The sequence below is a fragment of the Streptomyces kanamyceticus genome (genome assembly GCF_008704495.1).
In the GTDB taxonomy this organism is placed as follows: Bacteria; Actinomycetota; Actinomycetes; order Streptomycetales; family Streptomycetaceae; genus Streptomyces; species Streptomyces kanamyceticus.
Genome location: NZ_CP023699.1, coordinates 4,706,076 through 4,723,766, shown reverse-complemented (window position 1 = coordinate 4,723,766; position 17,691 = coordinate 4,706,076). Strand labels below are relative to the sequence as shown.

The following is a 17,691-nucleotide window of genomic DNA, read 5'->3' as shown; positions in this document are numbered from 1 at the left end:
CGCGCTTCAGATCAGCGTATGGCCTGTGTCTGACAACCCCGCAACGTCGGCTGATGGACGAGGGCAATGCCGCGGAGGCTCTTCGGCGACAAGCACTCCTGTGGCCGCGGCGACGTCGGGTTTGCCCAGGCTCGCGGAGGAGGGCCAGCGTCGACGGGGACCGGAGAGGCGCGTGTGCCCCTGGAGCAGCATGCTGAGCCGTGGTTCGCGCGCCCCGCGTGCTGGCTCTGGCTGAGCGTCTCACTTGATGGGCAAGCCGCGGGAATCTTCCGCGGGATCCGGAAAGCCAGGTTCGCGAACGCGCAGGGTTGTCCTGCGTCACGTGGCAGCAGCTGTGAGGCAAGGGGCAGAGGCGATTGGGAGACCTCGACCAAGATCGGCTCCCAGATTTCTCCCAAACGATCACCTGGGACGCAGGAAGGGCCTGACCCGCTCTGCGGATCAGGCCCCTGACCTGGTACTTCACTGTCGGGGTGGCGGGATTTGAACCCACGACCTCTTCGTCCCGAATAACGTGCGGAAAGATCGCTGACCGGGGACGTTGTGTATCTGTGCTGGTCAGAGCTTTGGTGTGCGTTGGTGAGCGTTGCCGCCGCGCAGCATCGTTTCCTTGATCCACTCCCCGCTCACTCCCCGGGCAGCACCGGCAGATTTACAGCGGGCCCAAGTCATCTCGCCCGCTAGTAGCTGCCGCCCTCCAGCCTGTCCGCCGCGCGTTCTGCCTTGTTCGCCGCCGCTTGGAGCAGCCGAGCATAATCAGGCACGTTCACGAGACTGTCCGTGCTGTCCGAGAGTTTGCCCGCCGCTCGCTCTGCTCTTGCTGCGGCTTGTTGGAGCGCAGTGGCGTCGTCAGTGAGCCTCGCCAGGTCATGAGCGGCATCGGCAAGCGTGTTGGCACTGTCTTGCAGATGCAACAGCCCTCGCGCCGCGTCAGCAACCATGAACGCAGTGTCTTGGAGGTGCGCGAGATCATCGGCGGCTCGGCTCAGGGAACTGATCTCGTCTTCAGAGAGGCCGAACCCGTGCACGCGTGGGTCCGCGAGCTCCTTAAGCGTGACCTTGAGTAAAGCCGCTAGCTCCGGTGCCGTCTTCGCGAACTCGTCCAACGCAGGCTCGATGCGGTCAACGAGGGCCGTCTGCGCCCCGCTGATCATTTCGCCAAGTTTTTGCTCTGTCAGGTCACCCAAGCCCGCTAGAGCGCTTACGCCGTCGCTTTCACGCTCGCTCTTCCACCGCTCCAACAACTCCACCGAGTATTGGCCGCTGTTCGTCCCATCGATCTCGGTGTGATGCGGGTGGCACAGAAGGATGAGGTTGGCGAAACCGTTCCGCTCCTTGATTGGCAAGGTTGGGTCGGCGCGTTTCCCGCTGTCCTCAAATGCCCGGATGTGGGCAATCTCCAGGTTCAAGCGAGGTGCGTCATTGACCATCCGAACGGTCGGTACTCCGCAGTTGGGCCAATAGCACCCTCCCCTGGCCAGGGTCATGAGCGCAGCAATCGTTGCGTTGGTGTAGTTGCGTCGCGGCTTCTCGGCCACAGTTCCCCCCTCGCGGTGACGACGAAGAGGAACGGTCCCACGCGCATGCGCACAACACAGCGTCAGTTCCGGACAGTACGCGGGAGGGCTTAACACTGGCACTGGTACGGAGTCCCAGCAGGACCGAGCGGTGCGGCAGCCGCGGCCCGCGAGGTGGTCAGGAAATCGCGGGAGCTCGCCCCGGTGGCCGCGGCCTACAAATGCTCAGGCTGCAGGCCGTGCTCCAAATACGCCACGGCGCCTTCATCGCGAGCAACCGCGGCGCCCTGACACCAGCAGTTCGGCGCGCGTACCGTAGGTCACAGAGAAGCGACGATCGCGGGAGGCTCCGACCGTGAGCAACCAGCCTTGGACCATTGACAGCATCGCGCACGCCATCCCCCATCCCGAGCTGCGCCAGAACTTCCTTCGCGAGGTCCACCTCACCCCCCGCACCGACCTGGAGGCCGTCCTAGACCGCTGGGAGCGCTTCGTGCGCCGCTGGACCCAGGAAGAAGCCCCGAAGATCGAGCAGGTACGGGCGTACTACCAGGAGCACGGCACGCTTCCCCCTGACTACGAGAGCGCGCAGGCCGAGCAGGCTCAGCAGTCCTTCGATGACTGGCGAGCCCGCATGCGTGCTGCGAAGAAGGCCGGAAGCGACGCCGCGTGAGCTGGTCTTGGAAGATCGGGCCCCACGACTTCGACACCATCGCGTCCCTTCCGCCCGAGGCCCACGGGCCGCTGAGTGAAACTCTCGACGTCCTTGAGCAGGACCCGTACGCTGCGTCTGAGCCGTACGGCATCGATGACGGGGTCACTCGGGAAGCACGCTTCGGGACCGCGGGCATCCTGGTCTTCCTGGCGAACTCCCAGACCCAGCACCTGGTGCCTCTCAGCATCACGTGGGCCGGGTAACACCCTGTGGTGTAGCAGCTCTGAGTGGGCTGGACAGGTGTAGTCGGCGAGCCAGCGACCGGGGTTGACCGACGCCTCACATGGAAACGGCCCTGCCCATACCCTGACAGTGACGAGCTGTTCAGAGAGGGGCAAGGCCGCAATGTCTTCAGATGCTACCCCGGACCCTTACGCCGACCCGCTGCGCTTCGGGCAACGCGTACAAATTCTTCGCGAGCGTCGCGGAATGACGCGGCCTCAACTGGCTGACTTCGTGGGCGTCTCACCGCACACCCTGAAGAAGATCGAGAACGGGCAGCAGAAGGCCCCCGCCATGGACATGGTGTTGCGCATCGCCGGGGCCCTGCGAGTGCGTGACCTTGCCGAACTGACTGGCCATCCAGACTCGCACGTCGATCTGTTCATCGGCCCCGGCCACCCACGGCTCGCTTCCGTGAAAGCCGCAGTCGACTCCTTCACCTTGGGCTCCGACGTTGAGCCGCCGCCCGTCGCTCACTTGGAAGCCCGCCTTCACGCCGCGTGGAAGGCTCGCCACCAGGCGCCCAACCATCGCGAGGTCATCGGCCGCTTGCTGCCCGACCTCATCCGCGACGGCCAGGTCCTCGTCCGCCACGCGAACAGCGCGGTCGACCGTCGCGCAGCTCATGCGCTGCTCGCCGAGTCGTACAGCCTGTGTCAGTTCTTCGCGGCCTATCAGCCTGACTCCAGCCTGTTGTGGCGCGTCGCCGAGCGGGGGATGACCGCCGCCCAGGAGTCGGAGGACCCGCACGCGATCGGTGTCGCCGCATGGCTGCTGGCGCAGGCGCACCGCGATAGCGGCCCACGCCACTTCGACGCGGCCGATGCCGTGAACCTCGAAGCCATTCGCTTCCTCGAACCGCTTCTGCCGGACGCCTCGGACGATGTCATCGCCATCGCTGGAGCCCTGCAGTTCGAACTCGGCTACACCGCGGCTCGGCGCCGCGAGACCGGTACCGCGTGGTGGCACTGGGACAAGGCCCGCGAGGTGGCCAAGAAGCTGCCGCAGGACTACTACCACCCGGTGACGTCCTTCTCCCGCGCCATCATGGGCGCGCACGCTGTCACCGTCGCTGTCGAGCTGCACCAGGGCGGGGAATCCGTGCGTCAGGCCGCGAAGGCGGACGAGAGCGTCATCAAGTCCCGCCCGCGCCGGGCCCGTCACAGGATCGAGGAGGCGCGCGGCTTCCAGCTCGACGGGCAGCCCGATGTCGCCCTTGCCACGCTGGAGAAGGCCAACGTCGCCGCGCCGGAGACGATCGCGTACAACGGGTACGCGCGCGGGATCATCCTGGAGGCGGTCGAGTCGAAGCATCCCGCGCGCAGGCGGCGAGCGTCTGAGCTGGCCGTGGACATCGGCATCTTGGCGGCATAGAGGGGACCGGATTCCGGTCCTCCCCCCTCGTCTGCTCCCCTTACGGTCCCGCATGTGAGACACATGACTGCAGTCGTGGGGGTAGGCGGATGACGACCGGACGGGAAGACGGAAGCACGCTCGGTGCGGGAAGTAGCGAATCCCCAAGGCTGGTGAGCGCCGCATTCGACTGGTTGGCGCGCGCGCTGGACGAGCCGCAGCAGGCCCGACGCGAGTGGGATGAGCGCGGTGTCGCGCTGCTGCCGCTCGGCAAGCGGTTCAACATTGTGTGCCTCACCGCCCGGCTCGTACACGCGGCGGTCGGCACTGCCGACCTCGACGCGGTGACCGCGACCCTGGCCGAGCTGCTCCGCGGCCCGGTCATCTACAACGACACGCAGCACGCCTACTACGCACTCACCGAGCCGTACCCGACGGCGCGGTGGGAGTACGCCGCTGAGGCCCCGATGCTGGGCTCCGGGCATCATCTGTGTATGCCGGCCTTCGACCTCACCGGTCCGACGGGCCTGTATTGGGCTGTACCACCGCGCATCGTCGGCGACCTGTGCCCGCTGCCGTCCGTCGCCGCGCTCGTCCACATCGCCCGCGTCCCCCTTCAGGGGAGGACGCGATGAGCCCGCCCGAGACGTGCGCCTCAGAACGACGGGCTCAGGAGGTGTACGAGGGGTACCTCGCGCACATCGATGGCTGCGCACCCTGCCAGGCCGAGGAGGATTGCGAGGAGGCGGCGCGGATTCGTCGTGCTCTCCGCGCCGCACGGGCAGCGGTGACGGAGAGCCCGGCGCTGCGGGCGGCCCGAGCCGAGGCCCGCAAGCGAACCGGCGATGTGTGAGCTGAGCGCCCGGCAGATCTCATGGCAGCAGGTGCCTGTTCATCACCATCGCGGCATCAGCGAGCGCGGGAAGCTCGTCGACTGCTACGTCACCAGAGCGGAGGTCCTCCACCCCCGTGCAGTTGGTGACCAGGAGATCGGGCTCCCTCCAGGCGATGACCACCCGAGCAAGTCCGGCCTTCAAGATGAGCTGGGTGCACGGGAGCGGCCGGGACTTCCGCTTCGTGCATGGCTCCAGGGTGCTGTAGATCGTGGCGCTGGAGAGGCGAGGGTCGTCAGTGGGGAGCTTCGCGAGGGCGGACTCCTCGGCGTGAACGTGGTCATCCGTCTCGCGGGAGTAGCCGTTTGAGATCTCGTTGCCGTCGGCGTCGACGATGACCGCGCCGACGGAGAACGCCGTCTGGCTTGGCGGGCACAGGTGCGCGAGCTGGAGCGCGCGCTCCATCCAGCGGCGGTCACCGTCGTGGTGCTTCATGCTTCGCTCGACTCCTTCGGCAGGTAGCGCAGAAGGACAACATCGCCGATGGTTCGAGCCTCGGCGAGCTTCATCCGCCGGGTGGAACCGCCGGGGTACGCGGCGGGGTTCAGGAAGCTCGGTGCGTCCGCCTCGCCCACGACAAGGGGAGCGATAGCCATGTGGATTTCGTCGGCCAGCCCCTGAGACAGGAAGGCTGTGTGGACCTGTCCGCCGCCCTCGACCATCAGGCGCTCGACCCCCCGCTTCCCCAGGTCGTCCAGGAGCTCGCCGAAGTTGAGTTCCTGGCCTGTCGAGACCACATCGGCCAGGCCTGCGAGACGCTCACGGAGCGTCTCCTCACCGCCGTCGGTCGTGTAGGCCACCTTCTCGCCGCCGTGATGCCAGAACTTCAGGTTCGGGTCGATATCACCGCTGGCACTCACAGTGACCTTCAGCGGGAACTCCGACTTGCCAGCCGCGACCCGCTTCGCGCGGCGCTCTTCGCTGTTCACCAGGAGTCGGGGATTGTCGGCACGCATGGTGCCAGCGCCGATGAGGATCGCGTCCGAGTCCGCCCGTACTTGGTCAACACGGTCGAAGTCGTCGGCATTGCTCAGCAGCAGCCGAGTGGCGCTGGTGTCGTCGATGTGGCCATCGATAGACGTCGCAACGCTCAGGATCACGTACGGACGGGGCACAGCGGTTCTCTCCTTGTGGTGACTGGGCATGCTGGCTCAGGCCTGCCGGAGTACGGCCTCACTCATGGCCTCTTTGAAGTCGGTCACACCGGCGACGGTACGCCACTGATTTAGCTGGCTGTCGAGTTGGGCCAACTCGCGGGAGATGCGGGCAGAGCCCGTTTCGAGCCCGATGTTCAGGGCTTCCAGCCCCGTGGTGGCGGCCTGCTCGGGCTCTCCGGCACCGGCGTGAGCGACGGCAGCCCGGCTGAGGTAAACGCCGCGGTCTCGGTGGAAGCCAGGCGGCAGGCCCGCGATGGCATCGTGGAACCCTTCGGCCGCTGCCGAGTAGTCGCCGAGCACGCTGAGGCTGTGCGCTCGCTGTACTTCGATGTACGGGACGTCCAGCCATACGCCCCACGGCGATGCAGGGTCTGGGTCCATAGTCTGCCGAAGTTCGTGCGCGTGCTCGTACGCCCGCTGAGCCGCGTCCTTCTCTCCTCGGAGGGCGTAGCCGTGCGCTCCGTAGGTGGCCGCGACGGCTGCCAGACGACTCCGTGGTGTGGCCATGTCCTCGGCTGCTTCGGCGACATCGACGGCTTCGATGGCGTCATGCATGTCACCGGCGAGCTGGCTCCTGCGGGCCAAGATGTAGTTCGTCAGATCCGGGTCCCCGGACATGTGTGACGCCTCCAGCGCTTGCTGCATCCAGTGCTGCGAGGCCCGAAAGTCGCCGATGTCCTGTGTGAGCCAGCCACACAGCTCAGAGAACTGTGTCTGCAGCTGGATGAGCGCGCGCCGGTCCGCCCTCCGTCGTTGCTCTCGGAGTTCCTTGATGGCTGCGATCTGCTGTTTGACGATGGGGATGACGTTGTGGGCCCCGAACAGGTTGTCGTTGTCGATGAGCACTCGGCGGGTGGCCTGGAAGTGCTCAATGGGGTTCATGCCACTCGGGGGCCGCGGAGTGCGGATGCTCACTGCAGTGGCGACCTCTGGGATCGCCGACAGCGCGGCGGCAGACCCCAGAGCACCCAGCATGGCTCGACGGGAGAGAGACACGTGGATGATCCTTCCGTCATCAGTACGAACGGGGACGGATATCCCCTCCGACGACGGTGCCTCTGTGCCAGCGTCCCCTACCAGGGACACAGGAGTCTTGGACACATGCAGGCCGGGATTGGACACATGGACACGGGCCGGATCCGGAACTCCTCCCCGCCCAGTGATTCGGTTGTACTCCCGGATCAAGGAACCACCGGCGTCCAACTCGCGGTCGTACGAAGCAACCAGATCTCCGGAGCCCGCCTGCTCGCCGCGCTCCACCCTCGCCATATAGCTCGGGGTGAAGCGGATCTTCTGCTCAAGTTTGCCGAGCGACAGCCGACGGTGAGTCCGCCAGGCGCGCATCTCCGCACCCAGTTGATGCCACGGACTGGCGTCAGGCGTGAGGTCGTTCGGGCGCTGTCCCATCTCCCCCTCCTCATGTGACCTTCGTGGCCTGTTCGAGAGGCCACATGTCGAGCCTGGCGGTCGGTCAAGCCAAGCCTCTAGAACTGGTTCTGCAAGGCGAGATCAGCCTATCGATGCAGGTCGGACGGAGGGAGGCGTGATGAGCATTCGAGGAGACAGGACAGCGCCCGAACAACTAGGCGGAGTCGGTCCGTTCTTCTTCGAGCTTCGCCACGCGCTCGCAAAGCTCCGCGAGTTGAGCGGTGACTGCGCTCAACTCGCCCTGCAAATCGAGAAACCCTCGGGCCCGATCCTGCGCGCTCGCATCATCAGTGGTTTCGGCAACGAAGGTGCCGCTGCCGGGTCGGGAGTCCGCCAGACCCTCGCTCTTCAGCACGTCGTAGGCACTCTGAACGGTCGCGAGGGCAACCTTCAGGTGCTTGGCGAGCTTCCGGCCAGGCGGGAGTGCAGCCAGTGGCTCCAGTTCACCGGCCGCGATCCGGGACCGGTAGTACGCCGCGATGTCCTTCGCCGTCGGTGCGCTGCCGCCGCTCCACGCCATCCAATCCATCCCTAGAGCGTAACCGCTCTAGGTCAATCCAACCTTTCCCGCGCCACCTCTTGCATTCGGAACTGACCTAGGTCAATCTGAATGTGCGCCGCCGACAGATCCCGAAAGGGATTCACGAGCTGCGGTTGCAAGTTCTTGACCTGCATGAATGCTCCGCCGGATCCGCTTGCACGCGGTTCGAGCGGCAGGGGAGACGTAGAAGTCCGTCGTCTTCACGGATCGATCGGTGTCATCGGCTAAGCCGCTGGTCTGACCCTCGGGCGTAGACCCAGGGATCGGATCGGCGGGGACCCCGGTGATTGGGCTGCACCCGGTCCATGACAGGTAGCCATTCCAGGGAGATCGACTCAGCGAGTGACGACTGAGTGACGTGGTGACCAAGCGCCGTCCAAAGGAGGCGGAGCAAGGCGCATCTGGGAGCCGCGAGACGACAGTGACGGGCTTGCCCGTCACTCGTCATGCGGGCAGGGCGCCGACCAGATATCTGCGGCCTGCCCGTTTGATGAGGGCTTTCGAGCTTCTTTCCCTCTACGGCGCGCGGCCCCGGGTGGCTAGACCCGGAGCCGCTGTTTGGGCCGTTCCCGTTCCGTCTGATCTCAGAGGAGTACGACCCATGAAGTGCATCGTTGCTGGTCATATCGCCGTTACCGCGAAGGAGTTCGCGGAGTTGGCGTTGGGTTTTGCCGAGCGTGCGGCGGGGTTCGACCCGGAGCTGTTCACCGGCACCGCCGAGGAGTCCGCGAAGGATCGGGCGGCGCGGCTGGCCGTGGCGCGCGAGGTGGTCAAGGAGTTGAGGGAGGTCGACCCGGTGGCCGCGGCCTACGCCCACGCGCTGCTGAAGACGAGTGACCTGCCCAAGCAGGCCCCGCGCTCCCGGCGGACGCGGAAGGCGTCGGCGCGGCGTTCGGCCGCGTGCGGGGCGCAGGGTCTGGCGGTGGCGGCGTGAGCGCGGACCAGGCGGTGAAGGACGTGATGGTTCCTGTGCTGGCACTGCGCGTGCTGGCCCTGGACTTCCCCGATCTGCCCGCGCCGACCATGCACATCTCCTCCATCTATCCGGAGCGGCTGGAGCTGTCCCTGCACGACGACTTGGGGGCGTTCGAGCCCTGGCGGGTCGCGCTGGGTATCGAGCGTGCTGCCGTGGACTTCCACACCCAGGGCGATGGCAAGACCTGGGTGCTGCAGGCGCACGCCGACTACGCGGGCGCCACGGTGCGGCTCCTCGCGTTCGGCGCCGCCCTGACCCAGGAGGAACTGTGACCTACACACCCAACGCCCTCGGAAAGGTCCGGGGCGTCAACCCGTTCGCCGTCATCGAGAAGCTGCTGACGCTGGCGGCCCTGACGGTCGTGGCGGTCACCGTCGGCAGTCAGCTGGCCCCGATCCTGGGACTGGACGGCAGGCTCGGCACGATCGCGGCCTGGTTCATCGCCCTGGTTTTTGACGCGCTGTGGATCGGCGCGCTGAAGCTGTCCGAGCAGGCCATCCGGCAGCGCAGTGTTCTGGGGATGGCCGTGATGCTGTCCGTGGCCGCTGCCTCGATGGCCGGGTCGGTCGTGATCCTGCTGCTGATGGGCCATGCTCGCGTCTTCGCGCTGGTTCCGGTGGCCGCCGCCGTGTTCATGGGGTTGCGGATCTTCGCGGATCACATGCTCGCCGACGATGCGACGTCCCGGGTCATCGCGGAGCAGTCCGCGGCGGCCCGCAACACCCTGGCTCTCACCTATGCCGATGCCCGGCAGTTGAAGGCGGGCGCCGAGAACGAGGTCGTCATCGAGACGGCCGAGACGCTCGCCCAGGCACACCGCCAGGCGGTGCAGGCCAAGGCGCTGACCGGCATGCAAAAGAAGATCAACAAGGCGCGTGCCACGGCCGAGGAGAAGCTGACGGCCTCCGAGAAGAAGCACGGGGTGAAGGCAGAGGCTTTCGCGGCCCGCGCGCTGGACGTGCTCCCCGCACCCGCGGGCCTCCCCCTCGGAATTGAGTCTCCCGCCCCCGCCGATTCCGAGGGCGGCCCGGATCTGCCGGTCGTCCCGGCCCCGTACACACCGGCCGCCACCCCCCAGGAAGCCGCGCCCTCGGAATCCTCGGAAGGCTCCGACCTGCACGAAAACCCTCGGGAGGGCGACCCCTCGGAATCCGGCTCGGGTAATTCCGAGGGCCCCTCGGATCTTTCCGAGGGTCCGGGGCGCAAGCCCGGTCTCAACGACGAGCAGCTGTATTTCATCGGGCGCCGGATCTTCACCGAGCTGGCCCCGCCGAAGAGCCTCAATGGCTTCATCAACGCCATGAAGGCGCAGGGCGCCACGGCCAGTTACGAGCGGATGGCCAAGACCTACGAGCAGCTCCAGGCGGAGTTCGCCGAGCAGGGCGCGTAGTCCGGCACACACCAATGCAGCCCGGCCCCTCCGTGAGGGACCGGGCTGTGTTGCGACTGCCGGAAGACAGTCGAATGCACCGCATCCCCTGGCCACCGGTTGGCCGACGGCTGGCGGGCTGGCGGACATGGTCCGCAGGTCCCGCAGGTCCGCCGCGCAGATCCGGCACAGGCCACGAGGGGTTCGTCCTTCCCACCCCGATAGAGAGATGAGGACGTATGACCGCCGAAGCGGTCGAAGAGACGAAAGAAGCGAAACCCGCAGCGAAGCCGATCCGGCCCGCGGCGAAGAAGCCGATGTCGGAGGAGGCCCGCTGGCTGATCGGTGGGCTCGCTGTCACGGTGCCCGCCTCCGGGCTGGTCTACCGCGACGCGGTCGAGTCCTGGGTGTACGACAACCGGTGGTGGCTGCTCGGCATCGCCGTGCTGCTGGTCGGATCGTGCGCGCTGGCCATGAACAGGGCCCGTCGGCGCGCCCACGGGCCACGTCGGCGCAAGGAGGCCCCCGTCGTGTCCGCGCTCGCCTCCGAAGGCATCCAAGACCCCGCGCCGCGCAGCCCTTTGGCGGGCTCTGGAACTCCGGAAGAGAGGCTTGCCGCCGTGCCAGACGAGACAGAGATGACGGCGGCACCGGCCGTGCCGGGTACGCCGCCGGGGGAGGTGCCCGCTTCCTTCCAGATCGACGAGGCCCCGAAGCTGGCGGCCGCGCTGAAGCTCGACTACGCGGCGGGCAAGCCCCGCACGCTCAGCCGCGGCCGAGTCGAGCTGGGCGAAGAGTGGGTCATCGAGCTGCCGCCCGGCGGCGTGTACGGGGACGTGGCGGGCAAGTCCGAGCGGGTCATCTCCTGGCTCGGTGTGGACGCGACCACGGTCACGATGCGGCCGGGCCAGAGCCTGCGGCACGTGGTCATCACCGTTCTCGACCAGCCCGTCTACAGCCGCATCCCGGCCCTTCCCGACCCGGTGGACGCCGCACAGCGGGGCGTGATCCCGGTCGGCTACGACATGTACGCCGCCGTGGTGGAGATCAAGTCTCCGGTCGGCGATACGCACATTCTGGTTGCCGGATCGTCCGGCGGCGGAAAGACCGAAGAGATCAAGTGGCTCGTCTATTTCGCCCTGGTCAACGGCTGGGACATCGTCCTGGTCGACGCCAAGGGGGACGGGGATCTCGCGTACGCGGAAAAGGCGTGCCTGATCTACGAAGAGGTTCCCGACCACGACCGGATGATGGACATCATCGCTTTCGTGGAGGAGCGGCACGAGAAGCGCTCTGCGGAGAACAGCGCATCGGTCCGCGCCGGAATGGGCAAGGCGCATCACCGGCCGCTGCTCTTCATCATCGACGAGGTCAGCACCTATACGGATGAGGCCGACTCGAAGAAGGAGGCGGCCGAGTTTGAGAAGAAGATGAAGGCTGCTTCCAGGAAGTTCCGTTCATCGAAAATCCTCGTCGTGCTGTCGACGCAGAACCCGAAGGCCGAAGTCATCAACACGTCGATTCGCGCGAATCACCGTGTGCGGCTGGCGTTCGGATGCGCGGAGACCGGACAGTCCGATGTGATCCTGGGAGGCGGCACGGCGAAGTCCGGGCATGACGCCTCAAAACTTCCCGGAATTGACGGGGCGGCGATTCTCCAGGTCAAGGACAACTGCCGTGAGATGCGCGGGTTCCTCGTCACCGACGAGGAACTCAATGAGGCCATCGATGCCCGGGTAGAGGAAGCCCAGGAAGCCGAGCCCGAACACGTACGGCTCGTCCGTGAGGCGTATGCCGACGAGGCGTTCCTGTCCACCGTCGAATTCGCCTCCCGGCTCCGTGAGTTGGGGGTGGACATTGCCGGTGGGGATGACCGTACGGCGGTGGGCAAGGCTGTCTCGGCATGGCTGGCCGAGAGCTTCGGGCGGCCGATTCCTTCGGTCTCTGTCGACCGCGTCCAGGGGCGTCGCCTGAGCGACATCCTGTCCCGCTAGGCACTCTGCGGGCACCCTGCACCCACTCTGTCGCCACCCTGCGGCCACTGTGTGCCGCAGGGTCGGTTCAGGGTGCCCGCAGAGTGCCGTACGGGGTGACTGGCCTGCGTGAACACACCTGAAGGAGGGTGGGAGATGAAAGGGTCCGCGATCGGCCTGGTGGTGGTCGGATCGAGCCTGTTGGCGGTGACCGCCACGAGCCTGACCGGCAACCCGGCCGTCAGCGGCAAGGCCACCTCGGTAGCCAACCGCACGGCGCCCGGATCGGTGCCCAGGAAGTACGAGCGGCTCTTCAACGCCTGGGGCAATGAGTGCGATGCGCTCACCCCCAGCATTCTGGCCGCGCAGCTCAAACAGGAATCAGGGTTCAACCCCCGCGCCAAATCGCCGGTCGGGGCCATGGGCATAGCGCAGTTCATGCCCGGAACCTGGCAGAACTCCGGCGTCGACGGCAACGGAGACGGCAAAAGAGACGTGTGGGATCCGGAAGACGCGATCCCCTCTGCCGCCAAGTACATGTGCTCCGTCTCGAAGGACGTGAAGGACGTCCCCGGGGACGAGACGCGGCTTGCGCTGGCCGGTTACAACGCCGGTCCCGGGGCGGTGAAGAAGTACCGGGGGATACCGCCGTACAAGGAGACGGAAAACTACGTCTCCACCATCATGGCGTCCGCCGCGAAGATGGGACAGACGGTCGGCGGGAAGTCCGATGTGGCGGTAGAGGCGGTCAATTACGCGTCCGCGCAGATCGGCAAGGACTACGTGTGGGGCGGCAACGGGGATACCGACGGCGGTTTCGACTGCTCGGGTCTCACCAAAGCCGCCTACGCCCAAGCCGGTGTCACCCTGCCCCGGGTCGCCAACGCCCAGTACGCGCACCTGAAAAATGACGGTGCGGTCGTCGACAAGAGCGATCTGACCATCGGTGATCTCGTCTTCTTCAGCCAGAAGAAGAGGACGGGAAAGGCCAGTGCCACCGATATCGACCACGTCGGCATTTACCTGGGAAGGGGTCATTTCCTGAACGCGCCCCGCACGGGGGCGAAGGTCCGTATCGAAAAGGTCTGGTGGGACACCTACATGGGTGCTGGCCGGGTCTACCCCAAATCCGCGAACACGAAGGAGGCGTGATGAACGGCCAGTGCATCGCCACGACGCAGGCCATGTATTCGGTGGCCTCGTCCGCTCACAGCCTGGAGACCACGGTGTCCGTCCTGACGGGCCTGACGGTCTTTCTGGTTCTCGCCTGTGCCGGGGCCGTGCTCGTCGCCCTCCGGCTCGGCGCCGCCCTCAAGCGCCTGACCGCGCAGCAGCCCCACACCGTCCACCCCACGTCCGAGAGGGAGTTCTGATCATGGGCAAGTTCACCGGAACGATCGTCGTCGCTGGCCCGGGTGATGGCTGCATCACCAAGTCGGACGGGAGTAAGGACTGCTCGAAGGGGGCCAAGCAGGTCGTCAAGACGGTCAACGACACCGGCCCGGACCTGGGTCCGGTGGCCGGGTTCCTGCCGCTGTACGGCGTGATCATGGGCGTCCTGATCGGCGCGGTCATCCTGGCGATCGCGACCGGGGCGGTCATCTCGGCTGGACGCGGCGGTGTTCAGGCCGGGTTCAAGAAGGACGGCTCGGCGCTGAAGAAGACCGCGATCACCGTGGGGGGTCTGATCGTGCTGCTGCTCGGCGTGCTGGCCATCGGCCCGTCCATCGCCACCGCGCTGGGCGGCTGAACCGTGGCCGACGACAAATGCGGCCTGATCCGGGGCGCCGCCCGCGAGTTCTGCGAGCGGGGCTCCGGCGGCGGCGGCTCGGGGGGCAAGCCGGATGAGCTGACTCCGGAGATGCCCGAGGCGCTCGATCCGCTGGGGGCGGCCGCGAACTGGCTGTCGGATCAGGCGTCCGCCCTGTACCGGCTGATGGACAAGTCGATGATGGCGGCGGCCGATCCGCTCGGCGGTATCAAGGGCGGCACGCTGGCGAAGGTGTACAACCCGGTGGCGGGGCTGGCCCTGCTGATCGGTGCGGTGGTTCTGGTGGGCGGGCTGATCTTCTGGATCGCCCGCCCTTCGGGGCCCGCCTTCAAGAAGGCGGGCTCGGCGGGCGGACGGTTCTTCGGCCTGCTCTTCGGGGTGAGCGTCATCCCGGTGGCCGTGGTGCTGATCGCGTTCGCGCTGGGCCAGTTCTCCGCGCTCATCTACGCGGACCTGGCCGACCACCCCTTCAAGGGGATGGAGACCTCGCTGCTGGGCTCCCGCGACAACCCCTATGGCCGCCTGGCGCAGGCGGCGGTGGTGCTGCTGTCGGTCGGTCCGCTGTGGCTGCTGTGCGTCATCGCGCCGCTGGCCGTGCTCGCCGCCGTGGTGTTCTTGCCGCTGTCCGCCGCGCTGGGGGTCGGCAAGGGCTGGATGAAGTCCCGTAGCGGCAAGGCGCTGCTGCATCTGCTCGCGGCGGTGTTCCTGGCCCGGGTGCCGGTCGCCATTACGTTGATGTTCCGCACCGTGCTGCCCAAGGGCGCGCTGACTGACCTGCTGCTGACCGCCGCCAGCACGGTTGTGTGCCTGTACATCCTGTTGAGCCTTCCGGCGATGGCCAAGAGCGTTGCCGCGGCGGTCACCCGGGCCCCGAAGCTGCGGACGCAGAGCGAGGGGCGCACGGCGGTCACCAAGCTGCCCGCCGACACCGAGCGCCAGGTCCACGCCCGGCGGCTGGCCGCAGCCCAGGCCGGGCCCGGCAAGCCGAAGGCGCCCCGGCAGGCGGCTTCCGTGCACACGCCGGGACGGCGCCCCTACCCCGGTGGCGGCAAGGGCGTGCGGGCCGCGTTGAAGGCCCCTGGCCGTTCGCCGGGCAGTGCCCAGGCCGCCGATTCCGGTGCTTCTCGCACCACGCCCCAGCGACAGGAGAGGATCCGTGATGTCCGTGTCCCGGACGTATCTGCTCGATCCGCTGTACGAGACCGAGACGCTCAAGCTCCCCCCGTCCCGCACTGACCTGGCGGTCATCGGGGCCGGGGTCGCGCTCAGTGCCGTCCACGGGGTCGCGGTGCCCGGCATTCTGGGCACGCTGACCTGCATCGTCCCGGCCGCTGTGGCCGGGGCCCTCGCCCTGGTCAAGACGGGCGGATCCACGGTCGTCGAACGGGCTGGCCGTCGTGGCGGCCACGCGCTCAGGAAGCGCGCCCTGGCCCGCGCCGTGCGCCGGTACGAGGCCAAGCAGGACCTCGGGGAGCCGGAGGTGGAGCAGGCTCTGCCCCACCACACCGTCTTCACTCGCATCAATGATCTGGTGTGGCACGAGCGGGACGGCTACGCCTTCCCGCAGGGCGGGGGCAGGCTGCTGGCGGCGTTCGAGTGGGTTACCGACGGTGCCGCCCTCAAGGACGGCGCGCACCGTGACCGCGCCCACGACGCGCTCGCCGCGTTCCTGGAATGGGTCGCCGCCACCGGTCACGGGTCCTGTGTGCGCATCGTGCACGCGGTCAGCCCGTATGCCGGTGAGCGCGATGTGCGGGCCGAGCAGGGCGGCGATCTGGCCGACTCCTACCGGGAGTTGATGAGCATGGTGAATGCGGCGTGCGATGTGCACGCCACCGTCATCATGCTGTCCGTGCCCGCCCACGGCGCCGACGTCGAAGAGGAGACCGCCTGGGCCCGCGCCGCCTTCGAGCAGGCGCAGGTGTGCGGGATCGAGACCGGCCGCATGTGGGACCGTCCCACCTGGGACATCGCGCTGGCGCCGATCCGGGGCGGCGACCTGTACGAGATCCACGAGGGCCTCTTCCGCTCCGGTGACTTCGTCACGGCCACCGCCACCGTCACCGACTTTAGGCGCGGTGAGCGGGCGCCGGACTTCTGGCGTCCGATGATCACGACGCTGCCCCGGGTGACGCGGACGACCGTGGTCGAGTATCTGCCGCTGGATCGGCGCAGGGCGGAGAAGCGGTTGGAGACCGGCGAGATGCTGCGTACCGCGACCGCCCGCGACGAGCAGGACGTGCGCCGCGAGAAGACCTCCACCCGGACCGGGCGGCGAGCCGCCGAGCTGCACGAGCAGGACATCTCTGATGGCGCCGCCTACGTGAAGGTCGCCGCCCAGATCATGATCCAGGCCCGCGACGAGGCGGACCTGAAGGAGTTCCGCCGCGATGTCGAGCAGAACGCGGTCTCGGTCGGCGCGCACCTGGCGTGGATGGACAAGGAACACGAACGGGGATGGCACGCCGCGCTGCCCATCCCGGGAGGGGAGATCACATGCTGACCACCACCACCCGCCAGGCGGCGGGCCTGTTCCCCGGCTACGCGTGCAAGCCGGTCACCGACGGGGCACTGATCGGCGCCTCGCTGCTGGACGGCTCCCCGTTCCGCCTCACCCCCGTCGACTGCGACCAGGAAGTCCTGCCCTCCACCGGCATGGCGCTGCTCGGCACGCTGGGCAACGGGAAGTCGACCAATACCAAGGTCGGGGCGTTGCGGGACATGGCCCGGCCTGGGCGCCGGTACGCGGTGCTGGATGCTAAGGGTGAGGACGGTGTGGGCGAGTGGGACGCGGTCGCCGCGGCCCTGCACCTCACCCCGGTCCGCTTCGGTGAAGGGGTGTGCCTCAACCCTCTCGACGCGCGGATTCCCCCGCTGCACCGCGTGCAGCTGGTGGCGGTGCTCGCCGAGCTCGGCGGCCACCGGCCGCTGTCGCCCGGCGCGCGGATGGCGCTGGACGCGGCCATGGAATCCCCCGCCGCCCGCACGCTGTCCGGGCTGATGGGGGCGGTCACCTCGCTTCAGGCGGACGCGATCCCCGGACGCTTCGACCAGCGGCAGCTGCTCGCCTTCGGGCAGGAAGTGGTGCAGGCGCTTTCGCCGTTCATCCGCTCGGCGACCCGCGGCATGCTCGACGGGGAGACGTCGGTGTCGCTGGATGAGCGGCTGACCGTGTTCGACTTCTCCCGCATCGACCGCACCTCGATCGCGCTGCCCGCGCTGATGTCGGTCGTGGGGGTGTTCCTGGAATCGGTGTGGCTGGCCCAGGGCGGTGCCGATCACGGCATCCATTCGACGCTGATCGTCGAAGAGGCGTGGCAGATCCTCAAGCACCCGGCCACGGCCGGGCTGTTGCAGCGGATGATGAAGTACTCCCGCCGTGAGGGCCTCTCGGTCACCTCGGTCGCGCATAGCGCCAAGGACGCCACCTCTGAGGAGGCCAAGGACCTGCTGCGGCTGGCCTCCACCCGGGTCCTGCACCAGATGGATGAGGGTGAGGCCGAGCAGTGCCGGGGGCTGTTCTCCCTGCCCGACTGGGCGGTGCGGCAGATCCCGTTGCTGGGCCGGGGACAGGCCATCTGGCAGACCGGACGGCACGTGAACCTCGTGCAGACCCTGGTCACCGACTACGAGAAGCAGCTCTGCTTCACCTCCCGGCGCCGCGACGCAGCCCAGGGCAAAGCCCCCGCGACCCGGCCCGCCGCGAGCGGTGAGTGGGCGTGGGAGATGCCGCCCAACGTCATCGAACACGCCGCCTGACCCCGCTCTCCGCACCT

At 67.6% G+C, this 17,691-nt stretch carries 18 protein-coding genes; 13 read left to right on the top strand and 5 right to left on the bottom strand.

The window, feature by feature from the left end; all coding sequences use genetic code 11:
* Positions 1–680 precede the first annotated feature (680 nt).
* Positions 681–1,538 (bottom strand): hypothetical protein, encoded by an 858-nt coding sequence (locus CP970_RS19785; protein WP_191094931.1) that lies wholly within the window; start codon positions 1,536–1,538, stop codon positions 681–683.
* Positions 1,539–1,872: 334 nt separating this feature from the next.
* Between CP970_RS19785 and CP970_RS19780 the strand changes: the two genes are divergently transcribed.
* From CP970_RS19780 to CP970_RS19770, 3 genes are all read left to right on the top strand, one after another.
* Positions 1,873–2,190 (top strand): hypothetical protein, encoded by a 318-nt coding sequence (locus tag CP970_RS19780; RefSeq protein ID WP_055548663.1) that lies wholly within the window; start codon positions 1,873–1,875, stop codon positions 2,188–2,190.
* Between the two features lie 387 nt (positions 2,191–2,577).
* Positions 2,578–3,828 carry a helix-turn-helix domain-containing protein gene (locus CP970_RS19775; protein ID WP_055548659.1) on the top strand — a complete coding sequence of 417 codons (1,251 nt, stop codon included), beginning with the start codon at positions 2,578–2,580 and terminating at the stop codon, positions 3,826–3,828.
* A gap of 152 nt (positions 3,829–3,980) precedes the next feature.
* Positions 3,981–4,442: a hypothetical protein gene (locus CP970_RS19770; RefSeq protein WP_055548657.1), complete on the top strand. Its 462-nt coding sequence runs from the start codon at positions 3,981–3,983 to the stop codon at positions 4,440–4,442.
* Positions 4,443–4,679: 237 nt separating this feature from the next.
* Here CP970_RS19770 and CP970_RS45800 read toward each other — a convergent pair whose 3' ends face one another.
* The 4 genes from CP970_RS45800 to CP970_RS19750 all read right to left on the bottom strand — a co-directional run bounded on the left by CP970_RS45800 (position 4,680) and on the right by CP970_RS19750 (position 7,814).
* Positions 4,680–5,135, bottom strand: a complete 456-nt coding sequence (locus tag CP970_RS45800) for a deaminase (protein WP_055548655.1) — start codon at positions 5,133–5,135, stop codon at positions 4,680–4,682.
* A complete protein-coding gene (locus CP970_RS45795; protein ID WP_191094930.1) occupies positions 5,132–5,815 on the bottom strand; it encodes a RibD family protein in 684 nt (227 codons plus the stop codon). Before CP970_RS45795 ends, CP970_RS45800 begins: the two co-directional genes overlap by 4 nt.
* A 36-nt stretch (positions 5,816–5,851) precedes the next feature.
* Positions 5,852–7,264, bottom strand: coding sequence for a helix-turn-helix domain-containing protein (locus CP970_RS19755; RefSeq protein ID WP_063806110.1), 1,413 nt, complete (start codon positions 7,262–7,264; stop codon positions 5,852–5,854).
* Positions 7,265–7,439: 175 nt separating this feature from the next.
* Complete coding sequence (locus CP970_RS19750; protein WP_055548649.1) at positions 7,440–7,814, bottom strand: GntR family transcriptional regulator; 375 nt, start codon at positions 7,812–7,814, stop codon at positions 7,440–7,442.
* A gap of 613 nt (positions 7,815–8,427) precedes the next feature.
* Between CP970_RS19750 and CP970_RS19745 the strand changes: the two genes are divergently transcribed.
* The 10 genes from CP970_RS19745 (at position 8,428) to CP970_RS19700 (ending at position 17,674) form a co-directional block, all read left to right on the top strand.
* Entirely contained in the window at positions 8,428–8,760 is a 333-nt protein-coding gene (locus tag CP970_RS19745; protein ID WP_055548647.1) for a hypothetical protein, read from the top strand.
* A complete protein-coding gene (locus tag CP970_RS19740; protein WP_224058545.1) occupies positions 8,757–9,074 on the top strand; it encodes a hypothetical protein in 318 nt (105 codons plus the stop codon). Before CP970_RS19745 ends, CP970_RS19740 begins: the two co-directional genes overlap by 4 nt.
* Positions 9,071–10,192: a hypothetical protein gene (locus CP970_RS19735; protein ID WP_055548645.1), complete on the top strand. Its 1,122-nt coding sequence runs from the start codon at positions 9,071–9,073 to the stop codon at positions 10,190–10,192. The genes CP970_RS19740 and CP970_RS19735 overlap by 4 nt, the downstream gene beginning before the upstream one ends.
* A 218-nt stretch (positions 10,193–10,410) precedes the next feature.
* Complete coding sequence (locus tag CP970_RS19730; protein ID WP_055548643.1) at positions 10,411–12,165, top strand: type IV secretory system conjugative DNA transfer family protein; 1,755 nt, start codon at positions 10,411–10,413, stop codon at positions 12,163–12,165.
* A 135-nt stretch (positions 12,166–12,300) separates the two neighbouring features.
* Complete coding sequence (locus CP970_RS19725) at positions 12,301–13,296, top strand: C40 family peptidase (protein ID WP_055548641.1); 996 nt, start codon at positions 12,301–12,303, stop codon at positions 13,294–13,296.
* Complete coding sequence (locus tag CP970_RS19720; protein WP_055548639.1) at positions 13,296–13,517, top strand: hypothetical protein; 222 nt, start codon at positions 13,296–13,298, stop codon at positions 13,515–13,517. Before CP970_RS19725 ends, CP970_RS19720 begins: the two co-directional genes overlap by 1 nt.
* A 2-nt stretch (positions 13,518–13,519) precedes the next feature.
* Entirely contained in the window at positions 13,520–13,894 is a 375-nt protein-coding gene (locus CP970_RS19715; protein WP_055548637.1) for a hypothetical protein, read from the top strand.
* Between the two features lie 3 nt (positions 13,895–13,897).
* A complete protein-coding gene (locus CP970_RS19710) occupies positions 13,898–15,151 on the top strand; it encodes a hypothetical protein (protein ID WP_055548635.1) in 1,254 nt (417 codons plus the stop codon).
* Positions 15,075–16,418 (top strand): hypothetical protein, encoded by a 1,344-nt coding sequence (locus CP970_RS19705; RefSeq protein ID WP_055548633.1) that lies wholly within the window; start codon positions 15,075–15,077, stop codon positions 16,416–16,418. The genes CP970_RS19710 and CP970_RS19705 overlap by 77 nt, the downstream gene beginning before the upstream one ends.
* A complete protein-coding gene (locus CP970_RS19700; protein WP_055548631.1) occupies positions 16,412–17,674 on the top strand; it encodes a hypothetical protein in 1,263 nt (420 codons plus the stop codon). Before CP970_RS19705 ends, CP970_RS19700 begins: the two co-directional genes overlap by 7 nt.
* Positions 17,675–17,691 lie beyond the last annotated feature (17 nt).